The 25,591-nt window shown below is 39.8% G+C and carries 22 protein-coding genes; 12 read left to right on the top strand and 10 right to left on the bottom strand.

Going from position 1 to position 25,591, the window contains the following annotated elements:
* The first annotated feature begins 207 nt into the window (after positions 1-207).
* Positions 208-1,218 (top strand): AraC family transcriptional regulator, encoded by a 1,011-nt coding sequence (locus tag ACG59Z_RS05150; RefSeq protein WP_004710706.1) that lies wholly within the window; start codon positions 208-210, stop codon positions 1,216-1,218.
* A 19-nt stretch (positions 1,219-1,237) separates the two neighbouring features.
* On the opposite strand, the gene truA is transcribed toward ACG59Z_RS05150, so the two are convergent.
* From truA to asd, 5 genes are all read right to left on the bottom strand, one after another.
* Positions 1,238-2,035, bottom strand: a complete 798-nt coding sequence (truA, locus tag ACG59Z_RS05145; protein WP_400198186.1) for a tRNA pseudouridine(38-40) synthase TruA — start codon at positions 2,033-2,035, stop codon at positions 1,238-1,240.
* A gap of 14 nt (positions 2,036-2,049) precedes the next feature.
* Entirely contained in the window at positions 2,050-3,021 is a 972-nt protein-coding gene (locus ACG59Z_RS05140) for an asparaginase (RefSeq protein ID WP_019458031.1), read from the bottom strand.
* Positions 3,022-3,079: 58 nt separating this feature from the next.
* Positions 3,080-4,372 (bottom strand): hypothetical protein, encoded by a 1,293-nt coding sequence (locus ACG59Z_RS05135; RefSeq protein WP_400198183.1) that lies wholly within the window; start codon positions 4,370-4,372, stop codon positions 3,080-3,082.
* Positions 4,373-4,431: 59 nt separating this feature from the next.
* Positions 4,432-5,796 (bottom strand): FimV family protein, encoded by a 1,365-nt coding sequence (locus ACG59Z_RS05130; RefSeq protein WP_400198182.1) that lies wholly within the window; start codon positions 5,794-5,796, stop codon positions 4,432-4,434.
* A 148-nt stretch (positions 5,797-5,944) separates the two neighbouring features.
* Complete coding sequence (asd, locus tag ACG59Z_RS05125) at positions 5,945-7,063, bottom strand: aspartate-semialdehyde dehydrogenase (protein ID WP_311069523.1); 1,119 nt, start codon at positions 7,061-7,063, stop codon at positions 5,945-5,947.
* Positions 7,064-7,249: 186 nt separating this feature from the next.
* On the opposite strand from asd, the gene ACG59Z_RS05120 reads away from it, so the two are divergent.
* Positions 7,250-8,371, top strand: a complete 1,122-nt coding sequence (locus ACG59Z_RS05120) for an endonuclease/exonuclease/phosphatase family protein (RefSeq protein WP_400198180.1) — start codon at positions 7,250-7,252, stop codon at positions 8,369-8,371.
* Between the two features lie 688 nt (positions 8,372-9,059).
* Positions 9,060-10,346 carry a glutamate/aspartate:proton symporter GltP gene (gltP, locus tag ACG59Z_RS05115; protein ID WP_087605936.1) on the top strand — a complete coding sequence of 429 codons (1,287 nt, stop codon included), beginning with the start codon at positions 9,060-9,062 and terminating at the stop codon, positions 10,344-10,346.
* A 55-nt stretch (positions 10,347-10,401) separates the two neighbouring features.
* Here the strand turns inward: gltP and ACG59Z_RS05110 are convergent, their stop codons facing one another.
* The 3 genes from ACG59Z_RS05110 to ACG59Z_RS05100 form a co-directional block, all read right to left on the bottom strand.
* Complete coding sequence (locus ACG59Z_RS05110; protein ID WP_400198178.1) at positions 10,402-11,502, bottom strand: glycosyltransferase family 4 protein; 1,101 nt, start codon at positions 11,500-11,502, stop codon at positions 10,402-10,404.
* Positions 11,503-11,767: 265 nt separating this feature from the next.
* A complete protein-coding gene (gene lpxL / locus ACG59Z_RS05105; RefSeq protein ID WP_400198177.1) occupies positions 11,768-12,703 on the bottom strand; it encodes an LpxL/LpxP family Kdo(2)-lipid IV(A) lauroyl/palmitoleoyl acyltransferase in 936 nt (311 codons plus the stop codon).
* Positions 12,704-12,822: 119 nt separating this feature from the next.
* Positions 12,823-13,455: a LysE family translocator gene (locus ACG59Z_RS05100; RefSeq protein ID WP_017398157.1), complete on the bottom strand. Its 633-nt coding sequence runs from the start codon at positions 13,453-13,455 to the stop codon at positions 12,823-12,825.
* Positions 13,456-13,595: 140 nt separating this feature from the next.
* On the opposite strand from ACG59Z_RS05100, the gene ACG59Z_RS05095 reads away from it, so the two are divergent.
* Positions 13,596-14,603: an acyltransferase family protein gene (locus ACG59Z_RS05095; RefSeq protein ID WP_400198175.1), complete on the top strand. Its 1,008-nt coding sequence runs from the start codon at positions 13,596-13,598 to the stop codon at positions 14,601-14,603.
* 20 nt (positions 14,604-14,623) lie between these two features.
* Here ACG59Z_RS05095 and ACG59Z_RS05090 read toward each other — a convergent pair whose 3' ends face one another.
* On the bottom strand, positions 14,624-16,534 hold the full coding sequence (locus ACG59Z_RS05090; RefSeq protein ID WP_400198174.1) for an ATP-binding cassette domain-containing protein: 1,911 nt from the start codon (positions 16,532-16,534) through the stop codon (positions 14,624-14,626).
* 32 nt (positions 16,535-16,566) lie between these two features.
* Between ACG59Z_RS05090 and ACG59Z_RS05085 the strand changes: the two genes are divergently transcribed.
* Positions 16,567-16,812: a SlyX family protein gene (locus tag ACG59Z_RS05085; RefSeq protein WP_002053395.1), complete on the top strand. Its 246-nt coding sequence runs from the start codon at positions 16,567-16,569 to the stop codon at positions 16,810-16,812.
* A 54-nt stretch (positions 16,813-16,866) separates the two neighbouring features.
* Here the strand turns inward: ACG59Z_RS05085 and ACG59Z_RS05080 are convergent, their stop codons facing one another.
* Positions 16,867-17,874: a zinc-binding alcohol dehydrogenase family protein gene (locus ACG59Z_RS05080; protein ID WP_400198172.1), complete on the bottom strand. Its 1,008-nt coding sequence runs from the start codon at positions 17,872-17,874 to the stop codon at positions 16,867-16,869.
* A gap of 99 nt (positions 17,875-17,973) precedes the next feature.
* On the opposite strand from ACG59Z_RS05080, the gene ACG59Z_RS05075 reads away from it, so the two are divergent.
* The 7 genes from ACG59Z_RS05075 (at position 17,974) to ACG59Z_RS05045 (ending at position 25,584) form a co-directional block, all read left to right on the top strand.
* The gene (locus tag ACG59Z_RS05075; RefSeq protein WP_396519768.1) at positions 17,974-18,351 is read left to right on the top strand and encodes a winged helix-turn-helix transcriptional regulator; all 378 of its coding nucleotides are present in this window, start codon (positions 17,974-17,976) and stop codon (positions 18,349-18,351) included.
* Between the two features lie 147 nt (positions 18,352-18,498).
* The gene (locus tag ACG59Z_RS05070) at positions 18,499-18,948 is read left to right on the top strand and encodes a hypothetical protein (RefSeq protein ID WP_002053270.1); all 450 of its coding nucleotides are present in this window, start codon (positions 18,499-18,501) and stop codon (positions 18,946-18,948) included.
* Between the two features lie 35 nt (positions 18,949-18,983).
* Entirely contained in the window at positions 18,984-21,620 is a 2,637-nt protein-coding gene (gene topA, locus ACG59Z_RS05065) for a type I DNA topoisomerase (protein ID WP_400198169.1), read from the top strand.
* 86 nt (positions 21,621-21,706) lie between these two features.
* A complete protein-coding gene (locus ACG59Z_RS05060; protein ID WP_343568582.1) occupies positions 21,707-22,465 on the top strand; it encodes a hypothetical protein in 759 nt (252 codons plus the stop codon).
* Between the two features lie 137 nt (positions 22,466-22,602).
* The gene (locus tag ACG59Z_RS05055) at positions 22,603-23,175 is read left to right on the top strand and encodes an HdeD family acid-resistance protein (protein WP_049066792.1); all 573 of its coding nucleotides are present in this window, start codon (positions 22,603-22,605) and stop codon (positions 23,173-23,175) included.
* Between the two features lie 116 nt (positions 23,176-23,291).
* Positions 23,292-25,271 (top strand): ATP-dependent helicase, encoded by a 1,980-nt coding sequence (locus ACG59Z_RS05050; RefSeq protein WP_400198324.1) that lies wholly within the window; start codon positions 23,292-23,294, stop codon positions 25,269-25,271.
* A gap of 73 nt (positions 25,272-25,344) precedes the next feature.
* Positions 25,345-25,584, top strand: a complete 240-nt coding sequence (locus tag ACG59Z_RS05045; protein ID WP_004698872.1) for an RNA-binding protein — start codon at positions 25,345-25,347, stop codon at positions 25,582-25,584.
* Positions 25,585-25,591: the final 7 nt, after the last annotated feature.

Below are 25,591 nucleotides of genomic sequence, written 5' to 3'. Positions count from 1 at the left end.
AACAAGATAGACATCTTCTTGTTAAAGCATCTGGTTAAACTATGACTAGTAAAAAAAGATGCAATTTTTTTCACAAAACAACTCTAATTCTGTTGTCAGTTTGGTCAATCAACGCTAATCTAAAATCATAGTTATTAGGGACTGTTCATGAAAAAAGAGTCAACAGCTCCTAAGTATCAATGAAGTATCTACATGGAAGGGCACTGCGTGGGTCAGCTAACAGATGCATCAGTTGTATTACGTTTTGGCTATCAAGCAATTCGTCGTGCAGGATTGCCAACAGAAGAAATATTAACTAAAGCGGGAGTCGCTTTAAATCAGGTCGATACTAATGCACGTACTCCGTTAAGTGCACAGTATGCCTTTTGGACTGCAGCTCAGGAAGTCAGTAAAGATCCAGACATCGGTTTGCATTTAGGTGAGCATTTGCCTTTGTACCGTGGTCAGGTGATTGAACATTTATTCATTAGTAGTGAAACCTTTGGTGAAGGGCTTAAGCGAGCTTTGGCTTACCAACGTCTAATTAGTGATGCATTTGATGCAAAACTGGTGGTTGAAGATGGACGTTGCTATTTGACCAATGGTGAGCAAGTGGGGGCCGACAACCTTGTGAATCGTCATTTTTCAGAATGCGCGATTTCTGGTGTGCTCAGATTCTTCAAATTTATTACCGAAGGGCAGTTTCATCCTATCTTCATCGATTTTAACTTTAGTGAAGGTGCTTCGGAGGACGAATATTTCCGAGTTTATGGCTGTCCGGTAAGTTTAGGGCAAAAAGAAACAAGGCTATATTTTGACCCTGCCATTTTAGACTTCCAACTTTGGCAAGCAGAACCTGAACTATTGCAATTGCATGAGCAGCTCGCAATTGAAAAGTTACAAGAACTGGCTCGTTATGATTTAGTAGGTGAAGTTCGCCGTGCGATTGGTTCGACACTTGAAAGTGGAGAAACTACGCTAGAAACCGTAGCAGCACAATTAAATATTACACCGCGCCGTTTACGGACACAGTTAAGTGAAGCGAATACCAGTTTTCAGCAAATACTTTCTGACTACCGTTGTCGTTTGGCTAAAAAACTTTTGGCAAATACCAGTGAGAGCGTAGAGCGTATTGTGTATTTAACGGGTTTCTCTGAACCAAGTACGTTCTATCGTGCGTTTAAACGCTGGACCAATGAAACACCAGTTGAGTACCGTAAGCGTAAACAACACCGTTAAATACTAAAATTGGTTAAGCCTACTCAGGTAGGTTTAGCCAATGTGGTCCAAGTGGTGGCTGTGGTAAGTCAAATTGCTCGGGATAATAACATTGAATAAAGTAGAGACCGTCAGGTGGAGCAGTGACTCCTGCCGCTTTACGATCTTGTGCCGCAAACATCGCATCGATATGGTCTATTTCATACATTCCTTGACCAATTTCCAGTAAGCATCCAACAATATTACGTACCATATGGTGTAAAAAACCATCTGCTTGAATATCTAAGACCAAGTAGCGACCATGCTCAAATAGACGGCAATGCGTCACATGTCGTACAGGCTTATTGGACTGGCATGCTGCTGCGCGAAAGGTTTCAAAGTTATGCGTACCTTCAAATTTGCTGGCAGCTTTAATCATCTTTTGCACATCTAGCTGTTGGTAAATGTGCGTGACCTGTTTATGTAAGAGGGCTGGGCGACAAGGAGCGTTATAAATAACATAGCGGTAACGTCGAGCCGTCGCCTTAAAGCGCGCATGAAAACTTTCATCCATCAGTTTAATCCACTGAATGGAAATATCTTTAGGTAACTGGCTATTTGCTCCTCTTAACCATCCAGTCTCTGGACGAATGGCATTCGTATCGAAATGAGCCACCATATTGGTTGCATGTACTCCCGCATCAGTACGGCCCGCACCGTGAAGTGCAATGGGCTCATCTGCGATTTTGCTGAGTACACGCTCAATCGTTTCCTGAACGCTGGCAACGCCTGGCTGTTGTGTTTGCCAACCTCGATATTGAACTCCGCTAAACTCAATACCGACCGCATAACGTTGCATAGCTTTACCTCTATTTAATGCAAATTTTCATTCCAATGGCTGAGCCATTGTTCTGGGGTTGGGTATTTTAAATAGATTTGAAGTGCTTTTGCATAAAGATCTGCATGACTATGCGCATCATTAATGACAATTTTTGCAGTTTTGGCCCAAGCACTAATTGCATAACGTTGGTCAATGCCGCCAAAGGTCACCTGTGTCGCCAAGATTGGAACACAACCATGAGCATACAGTTCATCTAAGGTTGCCAATAATTCAGGGTTTACTGCGATATTGCCTGTACCAAAGCCTTGTAACACCAAAAAGTGTGGTGGGGCAGGGAGTAAGTGACGTAATTGCTGTACCAAGTGCTGTGTTGCAATCGGTTGCATCATCCAGTTTAAAATTTGGAATGAAGCAGCTTTTTCAATTTGAGCATCTTGTACGATCAATTCATTTTGCTGAGGCGTAAACTCAACTTCACTACTTAAACCTGAAAATGCATCGAGTTCAGTTGTATGCGTTTTTAAAGCAGTTTGTGCATGGAATACTTGATGATGGAATGCAAGATAAGCACCTACAGGTAGGGCAATCACTTGTTCTAATGCAAGATATAAGTTCTCAATTGCATCAGTAAATTCACGAGTATTATCACCTTGAATATTGAGTAACGGGTATTGGCTACCAGTAATCACAATATGACAGCTTTGGCCTAAAAAGCGGGCTAGGGTTGCAGCCGCATAACTGAGCGTATCTGTACCGTGAATAACAACGAAATGTTGATAGCCTTCAAGTTGTAGTTGTTGTATGCGTTGAATGAGGCGTAACCAATCAGGTGCCGTACATGCACTGCTATCGACAATATTAGGTGCAGCGAAGCAGTCGACTGTTAAGTGTGGGGGAATCACTTTTTCAAGTTGAGGTAAGAATTGGTCATAAGGCATCGGAGCTAAAGGTTCACCAATGCAACCAAAAGTACCACCCATATAAAATAAGGCTATTTTTTTCATATTTTTGCAGGCATAAAAAAGCAGTCATCTCTGACTGCTTATGGTAAATCGAACAGTTCTAAGAAGCTATGCGATTAAGTAGGTTTTTCGCATGTTGTTGTTGTTCTGTGTTGAATTTTTGCTCACCGGACTGTAGTAAATTGCGCGCTGCTTGGTTCGCTCCAAATTTGATGTATTGCTCAGCCAACTTTAAGTCGAGTTCATTTTCATTTACTTGTTTTAATTCTGGAAAAGATTCTAGAAGTGGATCTTCTATTTGAGCTTGCGTAACTACTTCATTGACTACATCTATGGAATTTTGAGTTTCAAGCTCTGGTGCTGTAACTAAGGCAGGCTCATCTAACGAAAACTCAAGCGGTGCGATAGAAGTCGCTTCTAATGGCGCTTGTTCTACGAGTGTAAGTTCATCTAATGATGGAACTTGTTCAACAGATTTCGTCTCTGAACTTGAAGGATTTAAGTCAAGGTTGAAATCTAATGCATTGACGCTACTCTCTTGATCTGCTTTTACCTCTACTGCTTGAGTTTTTTCCTCAGTTTCATGCTGAGGGGCCAAGTCAAAAGAAAACTCTAAATCAGCTAGCTCATTTGTTTCCTTAGATGACGATACTTCTGGTTCTTGCGGAGACGTTGATACTTCTGTTTCATGTACAGGTTGGCTGGTATTTTCTGTAGCCGCAGTTTTTTCGAATGAAAAGTTAAATTCTAACGGTTCAACTTCAACAGCAGGTTCTTGTTTTACCGGTGTATAGTCTTTCTGCAAGTCATCAAAAGAAGCTTCAGAAGAACTTGTTGTTAACTGGTCAAACTGAGCTGTTGTATCAGGTGTATTTTTTGGCTCTTCATATGTTTGAGCCTGAGGAAAATCAATAGCATCAGGTTGTCTTGAAGACTCATATTCTTTTTGTCTTGCTTCTGCTTTAATTGCGATTTCATTTAATGCCAAGCTGCGAATGTGGCTAATAAGTTGTTGAATCGCGAATTCATCTTTTTGAGCAATATGAACTTCAAGAAGTAATAAATACAATTCGTGTTGGGTATTGTCTTTCTTTAGTGCCTGATTGACTTGAGCTTCGGCCGCAGAAAATTGTTTTTCTTGAATGAGTTGTTGAATATTTTGACGAACAGCTTCTGGTACTGGACTACTTTGTGGAAGAGCAGGAGCGACTTCTTCAACTACACTGGCTTTACTTTTTTCGCGAGAGCTTTTACTCGACTTGGCACTCGCTTTTTTACCCGCTTTTTTACTTATACTTTTTGAGGAGGTGGTCTCTTGTTTTTGGCCATTCTCACGCTTTTTTAAAACAACGGCGACCACGAGTAATATGATAAACGGAATCACATATAACATTACTTTCCCCTTAAAAAATAAAATTTTGCAATATAAAGCGAGCTAACTCTGGTTTTAACTTAATGTTTTTGCTTGTGAGTTCGTTGCTGTGCTTGTAACTGCTGTTGTAACTCTGCCAAACGCGCATTCAGAAGTTGAATACGTTGGTCTTTTAAACTTAAAGTTTGATTTAGTTTGGTTACATTCCTTTGTAATGTAACGGTTTTTTCTCGAGTTGTCATAACTTTTACTGCTAACTCAGTATTGTTTTGACCTTGTTGTGTGCTCTTTTTTGCACTTCCATGAGTAGAATTTGGGCTGTTCTCTGCCACAATGCTCATTTCAGCTTGTTGTAAACGATATTTAGCTCTGCCAGAAGATGGTTTTGCTAAGTTGGCTTCATTCGATTTAGGTTTTGGATGTGAAGCTTTAGCTGTATTTGCTGCTGTTAAGTTTAGTGAAATTCCCTGACGTAAACGGTTTACATCACCTTGAATAAACGCATGTCGGTTTTGAGCTTGGATATCTCGCATGACCTTAGCCACAGGTTGTTTGGTCTGTGCTGCAATACGATTAGCAATAGTCCATAAAGACTCATTCCGTTGTACAACATATTTACCTGTAGGTGCTGGGCCTTTATAGGTGCTGATTTTTTGCTTTTTCGGTGTACTTTTACTTAATACATTTTTGTGTTGAGCAGGCTTAGCTTGGGCTGCTTTTTTGACTGTAGTTGTTTGATTGTCATTGCTTGGTTTAAGAGGCGCAGATGGCTGTTTTTCTACAGCAGATGGCTGCTCAGTACTCATTGCTGCTATAGTTTGCTGTGGCGCTTGAGTCGAAGGTTTTTCGGTAAAAGGCGTCGCAGGAGCAGAGCTACTCAAAGCCGGAGCAGATCCAGTGCTAATGTTTAGATTACGTTCATTAGCTGGAGTTTCGGCTACGGTTGTTGCTGTCTCAGCAGGTGTGTATCGAGTACTTTCAGGTAAGTTTAACGCAATGTCTTTTTCATTTACGATAAATTGCGGTGAAAGTGGACTTTCGTTAGCAGCGACCTTTTTTATAGGCGATGGCTTTAAAACGGTTTTAATATGTTGAAGACGAGTTGCATTACCTTCACTGACTTTTACGACAATATTCAGTTCAGGATCAATAATAGGACGAGATGAGGTAATTACAATAACGCCAGAACCTTGACCATTTTGTCGTGTATAAAAATTCAAGTTACCAGGAGGTTGATGAGTGACTCCTAAACCATTGAGATCTTCTTGCGTGGCTAAACTGACTTGCAAGGGCGTATTTGGATCGGCTTGCTGAAAATTCATTTCTGCATACAGTAATTCCCCAGGCGCAGATTGAATTTGAATAGGATCTAATGTAATCGCATAAACAGAAGGCGAAGACATAATGGTGAAAATGGCAATTTTTAATTTGTTATATGCAGTCATCTCAATCCATGACCTGATCAGTCGTAAAGTCGTTCAAAATTATACAATAATGAAATGTAAATAAATTGTTAATTTTTCACAAACCAGTTACGAAAAAGCCGATCAAATGTGATCGGCTTTTTATTTTGACTGAATTATTCAGGTCAAATTATGAGCTTTTGTATTCTACTAAAATACGTAACATACGACGTAAAGGCTCAGCAGCACCCCAAAGTAGCTGATCGCCTACTGTGAATGCACCGAGATACTCTTTACCCATATTGAGTTTACGTAAACGGCCTACAGGTACAGTTAAGGTACCAGTCACAGCTACAGGTGTAAGATCAGTCATAGATGCTTCACGTGTATTTGGTACAACTTTAGCCCACTGGTTTGAATTACGAATCATATCTTCGATCTCATCAAGCGGAACATCTTTTTTCAGTTTGATCGTTAATGCTTGAGAGTGGCAACGCATTGCACCGATACGCACACAGTGACCATCAATAGGAACGATTTGAGAGTTACCTAAGATTTTGTTGGTTTCAACTTGGCCTTTCCACTCTTCTTTAGATTGACCGCTTTCAAGCTGTTTATCAATGTAAGGAATTAATGAACCAGCAAGTGGTACACCAAAGTTTGCAGAAGGGAAGCCTTCACCACGTTGTAACTCAGCAACTTGGCGGTCAATATCAAGAATTGCAGATTTAGGATCATCTAACAAGGTCTTGGTATTGTTGTATAAATAACCCATACCTGTTAACAACTCACGCATGTTTTGTGCGCCAGCACCTGATGCTGCTTGATAAGTCATAGCAGTCATCCACTCAACCAAATTGTTTTGGAAAAGTGCGCCTACGCCCATCAACATAAGTGATACTGTACAGTTACCACCAACGAAAGTTTTAGTACCTTTCGCTAAACCGTCTTTAATCACGTTAAGGTTAACTGGATCAAGAACAATGATTGCATCATCAGACATACGTAAAGTAGATGCAGCGTCAATCCAGTAGCCATCCCAACCAGTTGCTTTTAACTGTGGGAAAACTTCAGACGTGTAGTCACCACCTTGGCAGGTAATAATGACATCCATTTGCTTCAGACTATTAATGTCTGTAGCTTCCATAAGTGCTGGGGCAGTCTTACCACCAAATGAAGGAGCTTCACCACCTGCATTACTGGTAGAGAAGTAGAATGGCTCAATATGAGCAAAATCATTCTCTTCAACCATACGTTGCATAAGGACGGAACCGACCATCCCGCGCCAACCGACCAGACCTACTTTCATGTCATTTTGCCTCGGTGCGTTAAAATTGTTAGGGGGAGTTGAGTGTATCAAAAGTGCTCACAACTGCAAGCGTTACAGAATCAAAACAGCAATTTTATTGAGTAGAATATCTTGTTTATGTTACATACAAAATTGATAAAGATGACAAAAACATTAAAAACAAATCATCTTAAAAGAGTAATTTCAATGATTTATATCGAAGTTCTATCTGTAGTGGTGATTTGGTTGACTTTCTGGTCACTTATTCCTCGTGATGAGTGGTGGTTTAGAGGGGCTGATTTTCCGCGGCTACAAATTCTATTTATTGGCTTAATTGCTCTAATTGGCATGTTGTTTTGGTCGGATGAATGGAATATCGGGCGTGAGCTTTTGCTTGCGGTGCTCATCGCGGCAATTGCTTATCAGCTTAAAATGGTTTTGCCTTATACATTGTTTTGGAAAAAGCAGGTTAAAAAGGTCAAACAACAGCAAGTAGATCCCAAAAAGCAAATTTCACTTATCGTTTCGAATGTGCTTATGCCTAATGATAAATATCATTTGCTTCTTGAACATGTGCGGTCACTCAAACCTGATTTACTCCTTACTTTAGAAACAGATAAAACGTGGGAAAATGCTTTAAAAGAAATTGAAGCGGATTATCCTTACCGTGTGCCTGTACCTCTCGATAACTTATATGGCATGCATTTATATAGTCGACTACCGCTGAAAAATGTTGAGGTCAAATTCATTTTAAGTAATGAAATTCCTTCTATCCATACCACGGTTATCTTACGCTCTGGGATGCATGTTCAGCTCTACTGTTTACATCCAAAGCCGCCTAGTCCAACTGAAGCAAAAGATTCAACATTACGAGATGCAGAGCTTCTGATTGTTGGAGATCAAATTAAGGATTTAGATGAAAGTTGTATTGTGATGGGGGATTTAAACGATGTAGCGTGGTCACGGACAACCCGTTTATTTCAGCGTATTAGTGGGTTGCTCGATCCGCGAGTTGGGCGACATTTTATAAATACTTTTCATGCAGACTATCCTTTATTACGTTGGTCACTCGACCATATATTTCACAGTACAGACTTCGGTTTGGTAAAAATGCAGCGTTTATCTCATATTGGATCTGACCATTTTCCTGTCTACGTCGTTTTACAAACAGGTCGAATATTTGAAGAAATTCAAGAAGAAGTAGAGCAAACTCAAGATGATGAAGAGGAAGCTCAAGCTGCGATACAAGAAGGTATTGCCAAAGCTGAAAAAGAAGAAAAAATAGTAACTGATGAAATTGCGGAGCCTTATAAAGAGAAAAGTATATAAAATAAGTTGTAAGCAATATCGTACAAAGATTTGAGTCTAGGTCCAATAGGCAGGGGGAGCTAAAACCCGTATTCTACATTCATCGGCACACGGAAGCGGGAATGGATAATCCCAAGTAAGGATGCACTAAGCTGATATGGAACGACATCACGGATACGATGTTAGAACGGAAGCGATAAAAAGAATTATATACCCTGAAAGCACAACCTCATTTACCCGAGTTTTGCAGGACGCAGAACTCGGGTTGATATTTATATAAATACCATTTAATTAATTGTAAATTAAAGAAATTTTTTTAAGGTTATCTTAATTTTAAAATCTATTTAATATAGGTAGTAGTTCATAAATTTTTTTATATATCAAAGCTTTTTCCGATGAAAATAGATACAAAAATTTTTTTTGTTAAGTTTTTGTTTTTATAGATTATTGAGGAATAAATATAGGCTTTGGTCTATTTAGACATAAATTGGACTTGTTTAATTGGCAAATCTCAATAGAATGTGCCGATCGTTGACATGTTGGATCGTCAACAGGCATTGTTGTTTACTTCGCCGGATCGGCGGGTTGTGATTTGCTTGTGTATTTAAATTTCTGTTTGGAAATTACTGCACATATTGAGGTTTCACTATAAGAATAGTGTTCTTCTCCCTCTCATATTTGATACTTTGCGGTGCATAAGGATTGTCTTATGAAGAATTTTAAATTTAGCCTTGCGTGGCAAATTTTAATTGCTTTAATCCTAGGGATAGTTGTCGGGGCTGTTTTACATAACCAGCCTGAAATCAAAGATAGTATTGTAACTAATGTTCTTACTCCATTAGGTAAGATCTTTATTAGCCTGATTAAAATGATTGTTATTCCAATCGTTTTCTCTACATTGATTTTAGGTATTGCTGGTGTTGGCAGTACAAAAAGTCTAGGGCGTCTTGGTTTTAAAACCATTCTCTATTTCGAAATTATTACTACTATTGCTATTTTAGTTGGCTTGGTTGCAGCGAATATCTTCCATCCAGGTTCAGGCATTGATATGTCTCAACTGGTTCAAACTGATATTTCTCAATATAAGCATACAACTGAAGAAGTACAGTCACAGTCTCATGGCATCATGCAGACAATATTATCGCTTATCCCAACGAACATTATTAGTTCAATGGCGCATGGCGAAATGTTACCTGTGATTTTCTTTGCTGTGCTTTTTGGTATTGGCTTATCTTCATTGCCAGCTACGACGAAAGATCCGCTATTAAATGTATTTCATGCTATCTCGGAAACAATGTTCCGTGTGACGCACATCATCATGAAATATGCGCCAGTGGGTGTATTTGGTTTAATCGCTGTAACTGTTGCAAACTTCGGTTTCGCTTCACTTATTCCATTAGGTAAATTGGTTGTATTGGTTTACGGTGCAATCTTGTTCTTTGCTTTAGTGGTACTTGGTTTAACTGCAAAAATGTTCAGCATCAATATCTTTACATTGTTTAAGATTTTGAAAGATGAATTAATCTTGGCATATTCGACTGCAAGTTCGGAAACAGTTTTACCGCGTATTATGCAAAAAATGGAAGCTTACGGTGCGCCAAAAGCGATTTCTAGTTTTGTAATCCCAACAGGTTATTCATTTAACCTTGACGGTTCTACGCTTTACCAAAGTATTGCAGCAATCTTTATTGCACAGCTTTACGGTATCGAAATGTCAATCAGCCAACAAGTTATTTTGGTTGTAACACTAATGATTACTTCTAAAGGTATCGCAGGTGTTCCTGGCGTATCATTCGTGGTGTTATTAGCGACATTAGGTAGTGTTGGTATTCCTGTAGAAGGCTTAGCATTTATTGCTGGTGTTGACCGTATCATGGATATGGCTCGTACTGCGTTGAACGTTGTAGGTAACGCGCTTGCGGTACTTGTAATCAGTAAGTGGGAAAAGCAATATGACTATGAAAAAGCTGCTGCTTATGAAGCAACATTTAAATAAGACTGCTTTCTTTTAGTTGTAAAAAACCCGCGATCATCGCGGGTTTTTTATTACGTTATTTCAGTACACTTTGATATAGCTCAAGGGTCTGATCGCACATATCTTTTAAACTGAACATTGTCACAGGAGCGACTGTTTGAGGTTGTTCAATATGATGCTTTACTGTTTTGACTAAAGCTTTTTCATTTTCAGCTTCAACAAGACCTTGTGGATATACATTAGATAAAATCTCTGCAACACCTCCACGGTTCCAGCCAATCACCGGTGTACCGACTGAGAGCGCTTCTAATGCTGTTCTACCGAATGTTTCTGCTTGATTGGATAGAGAGAGCACAATGTCGCTAAAAGCGAGCCATTCACGTATATCTGAGCGATGTCCTACAAAGGTAATTTTATCTGCAAGTCCTTTGCTTTGAATGGTGCTTTGCAACTCACTTAAATAGGCCTGTTTTTTAGCATCGGCACCACCCACAACAACAGCATGTAGTTGAGGATATTGCGACTGAAGTTGTTGCATTAATTCAATTAAGCTTTCATGTCCTTTTAAACGCGTAATACGGCCAGGCAAGCATAGTAAAAATTTATTTTCGAGTTCAGGAAAATCATTTAAAACCTGATTAAACCATTGTGCGGAGGGTTGGTAGTTATGTGGAAAAGCAGCTGGGTCAATCCCTCGATAAATCCGGACAATATCTTGTGGTGGACAGTTTTTATAATGGTCAGTGATGTATTTAACTACGCTGTCAGAAACAGCAATTACTTTTTCAGCTTGAGTCATAATTGCACTATAGCGATTGATTGAATAGAAACCATGTACCGTGCTAATGAGGTGAGGGCGCTTATGTGCTGGTATTCCTTTTAAGGCAAAATGGGTAAGCCATGCGGGCACACGTGAGCGTACATGGACAATATCGGGTTGATGTTGCTCAATTAGCTGACGTAAAGGGCGAATTTGCCACAAGCTCGATAAAGACTTTTTATGAATCGGTAGTGTTAAGTGTTTAGAGCCTTCAGCTTCAAGTTGAGACACTAGCCGTCCGCCATTTGATACAACCAAAGATTGGTGGCCTTGTGTAACCAGTGCACGTGCAATTTCCAGTGTGCCGCGTTCTACGCCACCGCTATTGAGTTCTGGGAGAAGTTGCATCACTTTCATTGTTTTTTGCCTTATACATTCATAAAAGATGGACCATCTACAGATACATCATTTCAAACTAAATCATTATCCGGAATTTACTATCGTGATAGCGACATGGATGTCGCTGTTTCGCTGTGTTACATGGAAGTAACATCAGCGGAACAAAGGATTTTTGCTTACTTTTTATCCCTAAAAAGTAAGGTCTGCCTATTCGAAAGTATTTGAATTTCACTTTAAATTGAGGCTATGCCTACTATCAATTTAAAATCATTACAGCTTTATCTTAATAGATCTCTTCATATCCCTCAGGACGTGTTTTAAATCGGCGATGGAACCACATATATTGAGTGGGTGCGATACGAAGCTGATTCTCAATAATCTTATTTACACGGGTTGCATCATCGACTTCATCGTCACTTGGCATATTATCGACCGCAGGTTCAATCAAAATATGATATTTAGGGTCCTGTACATCGCCATGACGATAAAAATATAAAGGGACTGCAACTGCTTTTGAAATTTTTAATAAACGACGATGCGCGGTTACTGTAGCAGCTGGTACTCCAAAAAATGGTGCCATAACACCTTGTTTGAGCCCGAAGTCTTGGTCGGGGCTATACCAAATTGCATCACCATCTTTAAGGTGGCGAATTAAGCCACGCATATCATCATGATCGATTTGTGCTTTATAAATGGTTGCTCGGCAACGATAAATAAGCATGTCGAGTAGAGGGTTGTTTTGAGGACGATATACAACATCTGGCTCAAAATATTGAGCACATACATAACCACCAGCATCAAGCAAAGTACTGTGAGTTCCCAGTAATAAAACACCTTTGCCTTGTGCTTGAGCATTGGTAATGTGCTCTAAGCCTTCAATCGTGACACGGTTTTTAAACCAGTACGGCTTATACCAAGCGTTTAAGGTCTCAAAAATACCAAGCATCATATCTACAAAAACTTGTTTTGCTTGTTGCTGTACTTTTTCAGATGACCATTCGGGAAAGCAAACTTCTAAATTACGAATAGTAGTTTTGCGACGAGATTTTAAATATTTCCAAGCGATATTTGCTAACCCGTGAGCCAAACGCCATTGAATCGCCCACGGTAAAATAGCCAAAAGCATGAGGAAAGTAATCGCAATCCATACACCCCAATATTTGGGTAATAAAAAGGACCACTGAAACTCACCGGGCGTATAAGGCTGCTTTTGGCTCATAACGATATAAAAAATTTAAAAAGTTAAAACTGCCAAAAGTGTATCACGAACTGAATTTATCGTCGTAATACACAGGAGTAAATTGAAGGTTTAGAGCTGGTAAAGAAAAATAAACTAAGTTATCGGCGGTGTTCTAAAAGAATACGAACAGCGAGTCCGGCTAATACGGTACCCATAATCCAGCGTTGGATGCTTGCCCAAAGCGGTTTTTGTTGTAGAAAGAGCGCAATGCTACCTGCAGAAAACACAATCAGTGCATTTACTGAAACACTGACAAAAATTTGTATGGTTCCGAGTTGAATAGACTGCGCTAAAATACTGCCTTGTTGTGGGTGTATAAACTGTGGCAATAAAGACAAATACATAATCGCAATTTTGGGATTAAGTAAATTTGTCAAAAAGCCCATTAAAAATAATTTTAATGGTGAATCAATAGATAAGTCTTTTACACTGAAAATAGGCGCTGCATTTGGACGTAATGCTTTCCATGCAAGCCAGAGTAAATATATGGCACCTACAATACGAATCGTGTCATAGGCATATGGAACTGCGACCACAAGTGCCGTAATCCCGAAAGAAGCGCAGAGCATATAAAATACAAAACCAACCGCAACGCCACCGAGGGAAATAAAACCTGCGAGTTTGCCCTGACTAATGGAACGAGATATAAGATAAATCATGTTTGGACCCGGGGTGAGTACCATCGCCAAGCAAATGAGTCCGAATGCCAAAATTTGAGAGAGATCTAGCACGGAAATATCCTTAAATATTATTATACTTATAGGTATATCATAATTAATTTGTATACAGCGAAACTTTACTTATTGTCTTTTTGAATCAAAAAATAAGAATAATTCAGTATGATATGAATATCCTGAATTCATAGAAATTTATGAGAAATCTCCATATCGATGCCACAAAAGGTGTCTTAATTTTTCTGGTTGTATTGGGTCATTATCTTGAAAGGTTAATTGGCTGGAACGAACCTCTAAATCAAGCGATTTTAGGGGGTATTTACTTTGTTCATATGCCAGCTTTTATTTTTATATCGGGCATGTTTTTTAAAGAAGAGAAAATCCTAGAAAAGTTAATTTACTTTTTATCGTTATATTTGCCATTTCAACTTTTATTTCAATTGCTTGATGCTTTCTATAATGGAAGTTTATGGAATTGGTCGTTTCATTTGGTATGGTTTGCTAAGCCTTATTGGGTGCTATGGTATTTATTTGGTATGGTGGCTTGGACGGTTCTCGCTTTTTTCCTAAAAAAGACGACATATCCAGTTCTGTTTTCAATCGTTTTAGCTTTACTTATTGGATGCTCACCCATCAATAATTACAGCTATTCGATTGGTCGAATTTTCGTATTTCTACCTTTTTTTATGGTGGGGGCGGTCTATGGTAAAACCATTTTCCAGTATATTCCGCAGTTGCCTTATGCAAAATTATTTGCTGTTAGTACATTATTAATCATTACTGCTGTAGCCGCTATAAGTCATTATAGTTATTACTGGTTATTTGGCAGTTTGTCATATTTTCAACTACATGTAGATCTATGGCAGGGAATACTGATTCGCAGTGTAATTATGTTGCTATCGGCTATGGGTGTTTTGAGTTTATTTGTACTTACTCAAAATTTTAAACGACCTTGGATCGGTTTAGGCCAAAAAACGCTGCCAGTTTATATATTGCATGGTTTTGTAATTATTGTTTTGACTCATCAATTAAGTTTTAAATATTCGGTAGAGATCAATATTTTCATTAGTCTTGTTTTGGCTATCCTCACTTGTATGGTTTTGCAGTTACAGATATTTGAACGTTTAATTCGCTTCATCTCTTTATTCGTTTATAAACCTTTTATGGCATTACTAGAAATTCTAAATCCAAAAAAAGGGCTTTAATTAAAGCCCTTTTTTATTGATTAACTGCCTTTACTCATTTGCTCAAGTTCATCCCAACGCTCTAATTTTTCAAGCAGTAATTCTTCAATTTCTGCTAGGCGTTGGCTTGCTTGAGTCGCAGCATCTGCATCGGACACAAACCACGAACCATCTGCAAGTTTGTCAGAAAGCTCGGCTTGTTCAACTTCCAGTTTCTCGATTTCAGCAGGAAGTTGCTCAAGTTCACGTTGATCTTTATAGCTCAATTTCACCTTTTTCACGGTACTTTGAGCCGCAGCTTTTTCCGCTTCAGCTTTTGCCTGAGCTTTCTTAACGTCAGACTTCTGGTCTACTACTTTGTCATCTGGGCGTTGTAGTAAGTAATCTTGGTAACCACCAATGTATTCTGCAATATTGCCTTTGCCATCAAATACCCAAGTAGAAGTGACAACGTTATCCATAAATGCACGGTCATGCGAAATAAGTAATAAAGTGCCTTTATATTCAGAAAGCATCTCTTCAAGTAGCTCAAGAGTCACCATATCCAAGTCATTGGTTGGTTCGTCCATCACAATCAGGTTCGATGGTTTAAGCAATAATTTAGCAAGCAAAATACGGTTACGCTCACCACCCGAAAGGGCTTTTACTGGTGTACGTGCGCGTTCAGGTGAGAACAAGAAATCTTGTAAATAACTGTAGATATGACGACGGTTACCATTTACATCAACAAAGTCAGAGCCTTCTGAAACGTTTGCCATGACTGTTTTTTCAAGGTCTAAGGCATTACGTAATTGATCAAAATAAGCAACTTCTAATTGAGTACCTGTCTTAACAGAACCGCCATGTTCGATTTCACCTAGAATGGCTTTAATTAACGTTGTTTTACCGACACCGTTATCACCTACTAGGCCAATACGGTCACCACGCATGACAAGCGTAGAGAAATCTTTGATGAGTGGTTTACCATTATAAGATACGCTCAAGTGCTCAATATCAAATACTAATTTACCAGAGCGATTTGCTTCTTGAGTCGCCATGCTCACTTTGCCTTGTTGTGAGCGGCGAGCTTTCGATTCTTCACGTAAAGCTTTTAATGCACGAACACGGCCTTCGTTACGGGTACGACGTGCTTTAATGCCTTGGCGAATCCAAGCCTCTTCTTCAGCTAACTTTTTATCAAATAAAGCATTTTGTTTCTCTTCTGCTTCCATTTGCTGAGCTTTTAGCTCTAAATAGCGTGAATAGTTACCTTCGTAGCCACGTAGGATGCCGCGGTCAAGTTCAACAATTCGAGTCGCAATGCTATCTACAAAAGAGCGGTCATGCGAAATAAATAGAAGCGTTAAATTATTTTGATCGAGTAGGAATTTTTCTAGCCACTCAATACTTTCAACATCTAAATGGTTGGTTGGTTCGTCTAGAAGGAGTACGTCTGGCTGCGTTAAAAGAGCACGAGCGAGTAGAACGCGGCGTTTACGTCCACCTGAAAGATCTGCCAAATCTGCATTTGGGTCGAGTCCCATTTTACTTAATAGGGCATTCACCTTGTTTTCAAGCGCCCAACCGTCTAGTTGGTCTAGCTTGTGCTGAAGGTTACCCATACGGTCGCAAGCTTCCATATCTCCTAACATACAAGCGTCGGTTGCTTCATGATAAGCTCTGAGTACTTCAGCAGCTTCTCCTGCGCCGTCTGCCACGATGTCAGCAACTTTGCCAGAATCCATTGGGACGTCTTGGGCTAACATAGAAACCGTTAAACCATTTTGAATAGAAACTTCACCAGAATCGGGTAATAAGCTTCCCTCGATGAGTTTAAGTAAAGTAGACTTACCTTCACCATTACGCCCAATTAAACAGACTCGTTCGCCACGTTCTAGATTAAAGTTCGCGCCATCGAGCAGGGCAGGTCCGCCAAAAGCAAGTTGGACATCCCTTAGGGTAATATAGGCCATAATGTTTTCCAGAATCTCAAATGAGGATTTAAATGACTAAACCACCATATCATGATGATCAAGCGTCATTTTCCGCACCCATTGAAGATTTGCAAGTGCGAATTACATTTTTGGATGATTTAGTTGAACAATTAAATCAACAACTCGCTATTCAAACTCAGGAAATAGCTGATTTGAAAAAACAAATGCAATTACTTTATCAACGTGTGGAATCTTCGGATTTATCAGAAGGCATTGCACCTTTTGATCCATTAACGAATAAACCCCCGCACTATTAATAAAAAGGCAAGTTCAATACTTGCCTTTTTATTAGGGGGATATTTTAATTTTACTTAAAAACCATGTAAGACGATCTTACCTTTTGTCGTACCTCTCTCAATTTGCTGATGAACCTGTTTTAAATTTTCAGCATTAATTGGACTTAAAACTTCAGTCACTGTCGTTTTGATTTTCCCTTCATCAACCAGCTTGCTGACTTCATTTAATACTTCACTTTGTTTTTGCATATCTTCAGTTTGAAACATTGAACGTGTGAACATAAATTCCCAATGCACAGACACAGACTTCGATTTAAACGGTTTAATATTTAACTGTTCAGGGTCATCAATTAAACCAAAATGTCCTTGTGGTGCAATCAACTCTACAATATCTGCTAAATGCTGATCTGTTTGAGTGGTCGAGAACACATATAAAGGTGCATTTAAGCCTAATTGTTTGATTTGTGGAGCTAAAGGTTCACGATGATCTAATACATAGTCAGCACCCAGTTGTTTGACCCATTCTTTCGTTTCAGGGCGCGAAGCTGTCGCAATAATTGTAAGGTTAGTTAACTGTTTAAGAAGTTGAATGGTAATTGAACCTACACCACCAGCCCCACCAATCACCAAAATAGTCGTATTAGCTGGTGCAGTCTTTGGAACTTGCAAACGATCAAATAGCATTTCCCAAGCCGTGATTGCTGTTAAAGGGAGAGCTGCTGCTTCAGTTGCTTCTAAAGTTTTCGGTTTATGACCAACAATACGTTCATCAACCAATTGCAACTCACTATTACTGCCTTGGCGATTTAACGCACCTGCATACCAAACAACATCACCTGCTTTAAATTGAGTGACTTTATCTCCAATCGCTTCAACTACACCTACAGCGTCCCAGCCAAGCACTTTCCAACCAGATTCAGCACTTACATTTTTACGTATTTTGGTATCGACTGGATTGACCGAAATAGCCTGTACGCGAACAAGCAGATCATGGCCCTCTGCAACGGGAGTGTCGAGTTCAATATCTACGAGTGCCTCTGGCGATGTAATGGGACCTGCTTTTTGATATGCCACAGCTTTCATAATTGTGATTCCTCTTGTTGAGAGTTTGATCATAACGTAAGCTTAAAAATAGTGACTACAGACAAATAACGCTCATAGTGTCAAAAAGGATACTGTAAAATGGCAAAAGCTCGACATTCAAGTTTTGACTGCTCACCGGGTTGCTCAGTTGAAGCCGCGATCAGTTTGATTGATGGCAAATGGAAATGTGTCATTCTTTGGCATTTATTAAATGAAGGAACTTTACGGTTCAATGAAATTCGTAAACGAGTTCCAAGCATTACGCAAAGAATGCTCACCAATCAGCTTCGTGAGTTAGAACAAGATGGCATTATTCACCGTGAGGTTTATCCTCAAGTTCCCCCTAAAGTTGAATATAGCCTGACTGATTTGGGACGTGGGCTTGAGCAGATTCTTCTTGCTCTAAAAACATGGGGGGATGCACATCTGGATCGGTTTGGTAAGTTATCTACTCTTGAAACTGAAAAGAGCGCCTAAATATTGTGCCTAGATTGCTAAGAATATCTATGAGGAAATGTTGTAGTTTTTAACCTCGTCGGTTAATTGGACATTATTTTTATGATGTAACTTGCGTTTTCTGGTCAGCTTATGCAACTCTAATAAAAGAGATTAATAGGTTTTGCTATGGACAATATCGGAATTTGGGTTACCGTTATCATTGTTCTTTTCGTGCTAGGCTCCATTTTTGGTTTAAGAGTGAGTCCACGTGAAAAGGCACTAGGTATTATGCGAGACAAAGCCCGCAAAATGGGGCTACATCCACGCATAATTGCCGCACCTGAATGGACACATGTCCCGATGGCAACTGAAAAGCGTGCCAGCATGGTTGCTTATTATAGCGTATTGATCCCCGATGCTCGTTTAACGCTCATGCGTGCTCGTGTTATAGACGGAAAATTAAAAGTAGTGCAGGGTGATGAGAAATTTAATGATTCTCCCATTGCATTAAAAGGGATTTATGCTATTGATATGCAGGCAAACTGTGTAGGCCTTTATTGGGATGAGGAATCGGACCTAAAAGCCACGCAATTAGATGAGATGAAGGCTTATCTGTTGGCCTTGGCTGAAGCCTGATTTTTAAATTTATTGGTATAGGAATAACATTTTATATGGCGAATACCTCGCGCTCTGCATCTCAAAGCACAGCATCTACTGCCTCTGCTGCACATAAACGTGCCTTAGTGATTGTGGAGTCGCCTGCCAAAGCGAAAACCATCAACAAATATTTAGGTTCGCAGTACATTGTTAAGTCTTCTGTGGGTCACGTACGTGACTTGCCAACAGGTGGCAGCAAATCAACAGAGAAAAAGCCGGCTGCCCGGACAAAACTCACTGAAGCTGAAAAAGAACAAAAAGCCCAATCTGCGCTGATTAATCGTATGGGTGTCGATCCGGAACATGACTGGAAGGCACACTATGAAGTTCTACCTGGCAAAGAAAATGTTGTTGCTGAACTCAAGAAACTTGCTAAAGATGCAGATGCAATCTATCTCGCAACGGACTTGGATAGAGAAGGGGAAGCAATCGCTTGGCACTTACGCGAAGTGATTGGTGGTGACGATAGCCGTTATCACCGTGTGGTATTTAACGAAATTACTAAAAATGCCATTCAAGAAGCATTTAAACAACCAACTCGCCTAGACTTAAACCGTGTAAATGCACAGCAAGCGCGTCGTTTCTTGGACCGCGTTGTGGGTTTCATGGTCTCGCCATTACTTTGGGAAAAGATTGCCCGTGGTTTGTCGGCAGGTCGTGTACAGTCTGTGGCTGTAAAACTTGTTGTTGAACGTGAACGTGAAATTCGTGCTTTTATTCCAGAAGAATATTGGCAAGTTTTTGCAGATACGCAAGCCAAAAAAGATGACATCCGTCTTGAAGCAGTTAGACAAGCAGGTAAGACGCTTAAACTGAAAAATAAAGCGGAAACTGATGCTTTATTAGAAGTTTTAAAGAACGCTGAATATAAAGTTGCACAGCGTGAAGATAAGCCGACTAAGGTGAATCCGAGCGCACCATATATCACTTCGACTTTACAACAAGCTGCAAGTACACGCTTAGGTTTCTCTGTGAAGAAAACCATGATGCTGGCGCAGCGTTTGTATGAAGCTGGTTTTATTACCTATATGCGTACGGACTCAACATTCTTGAGTGATGACGCTGTAAATATGGTTCGTGCTCATATTGAAAGCCAGTTTGGTGAGAAATACTTACCAGCTAAGCCAAACCGCTATGGTAACAAAGCGGGTGCTCAAGAAGCCCATGAAGCAATTCGTCCATCAAATGTTGCACTTACCGGTGACCAGCTTACAGGTGTAGAACGTGATGCTCAGCGTTTGTATGATTTGATTTGGCGTCAATTTGTTGCTTGCCAAATGACACCAGCAGAATACCTATCTTCAACTTTAACCGTTGAAGCTGGCAATGTTGAATTAAAGGCAAAAGGCCGTACGCTTGTATTTGATGGCTTTACAAAAGTTCGTGGTGCCAACAAATCTGACGACGACATTATTTTACCTGCAATTAAAGTAGGTGAAATTTTAAAATTAGAGAAGCTGGACCCAAGTCAGCACTTTACCAAGCCACCAGCTCGTTTTACTGAAGCATCTTTAGTAAAAGAACTTGAAAAGCGTGGTATTGGCCGTCCGTCAACTTATGCTGCCATTATTTCTACGATTCAAGAACGTGGTTATGTCAAATTAGAAAATCGCCGTCTCTTTGCAGAGAAGATGGGCGAGATCGTGACAGATCGTCTTGATGAAAGTTTTAATAACCTGATGAACTATGCGTTTACAGCCGACCTTGAAGGACAGCTCGATAAAGTTGCTACAGGTGAGCGTAACTGGAAAGAATTATTAGACACATTCTATGGTGATTTTAAAAAGCGTTTGACTAATGCTCAAGGTGAGCAAGGCATGCGCCGTAACCAGCCTGTTGAAGTACCAGCAGTACATTGCCCTGAATGTTCACGTCCAATGCAAATTCGTACGGGTACAACAGGCGTGTTCTTAGGGTGTTCAGGCTATAACTTGCCACCTAAAGAACGTTGTAAAGGAACCTTGAACTTAACGCCAGTTGAGTCTTTAGCAGCGTTATCTGATGATGATGGAGCTGAAACGGCTGACTTGATGTCAAAACATCGCTGTCCTAAATGTGGTACAGCAATGGACAGCTACGTCATTGATGGTGGTCGCAAGCTTCATGTCTGTGGTAACAACCCAGACTGCGATGGCTATGAGCTTGAAGAAGGCGAGTTCAAGATTAAGGGTTATGATGGCCCAACTATTCCATGTGATAAATGTGATGGTGAAATGCAGCTTAAAACTGGTCGCTTCGGCCCGTATTTCGCTTGTACAAGCTGTGACAATACTCGTAAAGTCTTGAAGAGTGGTCAACCTGCACCACCACGTGTAGAACCAATCAAGATGGAACATTTGCGTTCAACCAAGCATGATGACTATTTCGTGTTACGTGATGGCGCGGCTGGTCTGTTCTTGGCTGCAAGTAAGTTCCCGAAAATTCGTGAAACACGTGCACCAAAAGTTGCTGAGCTTCGTAGTGTGGCTGACCAACTTGATCCAAAATACCAATTTATTTTACAAGCTCCAGATGTAGACCCGGAAGGTAATCCAACTATTGTGAAGTTTAGTCGTAAGAACCAATCACAATATGTGGGATCTGAAACACCAGAAGGTAAACAAACTAAATGGAGTCTGATTTATCAAGATGGTAAATGGATTGAAGGCTAAATAAGACAGATAAAAAATGCTAGCTCAGCTAGCATTTTTTATATCAACAACAATAAAAGAAAATTTAATTTTTATGGGGAACAAGAATGTGGAAAAACATTCGGATTTTGTGTTTATTGATTATTTTATTAATCGTTGCAGTTCAGGCATGGCGTGACCAGAACCAAGACTGGAATCAGCCTGTTATCGTGGTATTGCATCCAGTAAATGCGGATGGCTTACAAACTACACAAGCTTATATTCATCAGCTACAAAACGCTGATTTCCAAACACTCAAAAGCTATTTAACTGAATGGTCACAGCATTATCGTGGACAGTCCAGCAACTTTGAGATTCGTTTAGGGCAACAACTACAGCAGAGGCCACCTGTAGTTCCTCAAAATGCCAATATACTGAAGGTAGTTTGGTGGAGTTTAAAGTTTCGTTTTTATGCATGGCGACAACAACAACCTGAAGATAGCGGAGCATCACTCAAGCTTTATTTAAATTATTATGATCCAAGTTATCAAAAAGTTTTGGTGCATTCGACTGCTTTAGAAAAAGGCCGTATTGGTAGCGTTAATTTGTTTGCGACCAAAACACAAGCTTCACAAAATCATGTCGTTCTTGTGCATGAGCTATTGCATGGCTTTGGCGCAAAAGATAAATATGATTTAACAACAGGCCAGCCGATCTATCCATTAGGTTATGCAGAACCTGAAAAAGTGCCTCTTTACCCACAAAAGTTAGCAGAAATCATGGGTGGCCGAACAGCATTGTCTGAGCAGACCAATAAAATGCCGAGTGATTTACAAGAAACAGTCATAGGTTTACCAACAGCTCAAGAAATTGGTTGGTTGAAATAAAATTGTGGATAAATACTGTTTTATCCACATCAATTGTTAATAAACGATGCAGATCTTATACAGACAATAAATGTGAAGTACATCACTATAATGACATTATATAAACTTCCTAATACCTGATAATAAGAGTAGCCATGATGAAAACTGTAGGTAATGATTTAGTTCGTAATCAGCTACATGCTGATCGTAAATGGTATCTAATATTAGGCTTCGTGCTCATTATTTTCGGTTTAGTCTTATTTAGCTCATTACCATTTGCAACATTTTCGGTTGTTTTCCTATTTGGTATTTTAATGATGATAGGTGGTGTTCTGCATTTGATCGCTGCCTTAAGTGTATTTAAAGGTGGTAGCCGATGGCTATGGGCGCTTTTTGGAGTGCTGTATTTAATGGCTGGCTATTACGCATTTTCTACACCTGTGACTACAGCTGTAGTTTTAACTAGCCTGTTATCGATTGCACTGATTATTGCTGGGGTCATCCGCACCATAAATGCATTTTTATTAAGACCAATTGCAGGGTGGGGCTGGACCTTATTTTCAGGGTTATTAACCCTCGCTACAGGTATTTTAATTTTAGTTTCTAAGGACTCACCATTTTGGGTATTGGGAATGTTTTTGGCAGTAGATATTTTATTTCAGGGCATTAACTTCTTAGGACTTGCTTCTGCAATTAAGCATTTACCTTCTAGCTCAAAAACAGTTTCTTAAATTAAATAGCGAATAAAAGGGCACTTAAGGTGTCCTTTTTTGTTTTTAGTGAGCTAGGGTCCATCTCATGGCATGGGTCTGTTAAACTACGCCTTGGTGTTTTAGCGATGTGTGTTATGAGTCTTGCAAAGTTAATTAATGAATTAAATGCTCAGCAAAAAAAGGCAGCAACGACTACGGCTCAAAACTGTCTGGTTTTGGCTGGAGCAGGCTGTGGCAAGACTAAAACCATTGTTGCTCGCGCAGCTTATTTAATTGATCAGGGATTACCTGCAAATCAAATCCAGATTTTAACGTTCACGCGCCGTGCTGCGAGTGAAATTGTGGCAAGGGTTGAACAGCATGTGGGGGCACAAGCCAAAGGCCTTCGTGCATCAACCTTTCATACCTTTTGTATGTACTTGCTACGCCGTAATCCACAAGCTTTTGGTTTGACCCAATTTAGCATTATTGATCGTGATGATCAGTTACTCATGTTTCGCTTATTGAGAGGCAAAGACAAAGATAACGTTTTGCCTAAAGCAGCAGAGCTGTGTGATTTGTATTCTTATGCCCGAAATACGCAATCTAAGCTTTCAGAGGCATTACTCAAGCAATTACCTGAAGCATATGAGTACAAGGAACAAATTGCGGAGCTAATGAAAACCTATGAACAACGTAAAAGAGAGCGTAATTTTTTAGACTATGACGATATTTTGTCGATTGTCGCTGTTCATTTGCAAAATTCCGAAGCACTCACAGATTGGGTTGCAGGTTTTTGTCAAGCTTTGCTGGTCGATGAAATGCAAGATACCAACCCTTTACAGTGGGCACTTTTGCAGCCACTCATTGGCAAGGTGAAATTATTTTGTGTAGGAGATGATGCCCAGTCAATTTACGGTTTCCGTGGTGCTGATTTCGAAAATATTCATTCTTTTAAAGAACGTATTCCTGACGCGGTTATTCATACCTTAGATTTAAATTACCGCTCGACTCAAGAAATATTAGATTTATCAAATTGGTTATTGGCGCATAGTCCAATCGATTATGAAAAACAGCTACAGGCACATCGTGGCAAAGGGCAAAAGCCACAGCTCCACTTGTTTGGTAATGAATTTGAAGAAGCCAACTGGATTGCACAAGATTTAATAGAGCGACATCAGCAGGGCGCAAATTGGTACGACCATATGGTGTTGGTTCGTTCTGGCTACAGCGCCCGCTATTTGGAAGGGGCATTTATTGCAGCTGAAATTCCTTATCGTTTTATTGGTGGCGTAAAGTTACTTGAATCCGCACATGTAAAAGATGTGCTCAGTCTCTTACGTATTGTGAGTAATCCGCAGGATGACTTAGCGTGGATGCGCTTTTTAACTTTATGGGATGGAATTGGTGACGTTGGGGCCAGTAAGTTAGCACAAGAGTTAATGGGTATTGCTGAAGTTGAAGAGCGTTGTCAGCGGTTAGAGCGTCATGGAAAAGTCCCTTTACAGGCTATTTTGATTTTGAAACAGCTTGATGTGCTACAGCAGCATGTTGAAGCAAGTATTGGTCTCGCACTCGATGCCCTAAGTGAACAGTTAGAGCAAAACTATAAAACGAAAGACTGGTCACGTCGTGTTAGAGATTTTGATCTGGTTAAACAGCTGGCGCGTAAGCATGCCTCACTTGGTGAGTTTCTTGAAGAATATGTGCTTGAACCTATTTCAGTTTCTGAAATTGAAAAAGCGGGCGATGATGATTTAGTGACCTTAATTACAATTCATTCGGCTAAAGGTGCAGAGCAAAAAGTATGTTATGTACCGCATGTCTCGCCAAATCAGTTTCCATATGCGCGTGCGCAGGGTGATTTTGATGAAGTAGAAGAAGAGCGCCGCGTATTGTATGTTGCATTAACACGTGCGGAAAATGAATTGATTTTGACGAAGCAAAATCTTAATACATGGTCACAAGACACGTATGATGAACAAGGCCGTAAAATCGAAAGTTATTTCTTAAATGATCTACCCACGCATTTAGTTCAGGCAAAAATTCATCGTCAAGTTCCACAGCCATTTGCCAAAAAACAATGGAACACTTCACGAACAGTAAACTTAGGTTTTGGTATCGATCTCGACTAAACTACTGTATAAGACACTGTAAATACTCAAATGTATATTGACCTTTATTTTGAAGGCCAATGAAGGTTGGAAAATGAAAATATTAGTTCGTAATTTAGATCGTTTAGTGACTGAAGCTGAAGTTTTAGAGCTGTTTAAGGCTTATGGTAAAGTTGAGTCTTGCGTCGTTGTAACCGATAAAGAGACAGGTAAATCAAAAGGTTTTGGCTTTGTCGAAATGCCGAATCCACGTGAAGCGATCAAAGCCATTAAAGGCTTAAATACACTTAAAGTAAAAGGTTACGGAATTCGCGTTAAAGCCGCTGAAGAGTAATGCTTTT

The sequence above is a fragment of the Acinetobacter sp. ABJ_C1_1 genome, assembly GCF_044684115.1.
Classification (GTDB): domain Bacteria; phylum Pseudomonadota; class Gammaproteobacteria; order Pseudomonadales; family Moraxellaceae; genus Acinetobacter; species Acinetobacter nosocomialis_A.
The sequence above is the reverse complement of the archived record's forward strand: the minus strand, read 5'-3'. Positions and strand labels throughout refer to the sequence as shown.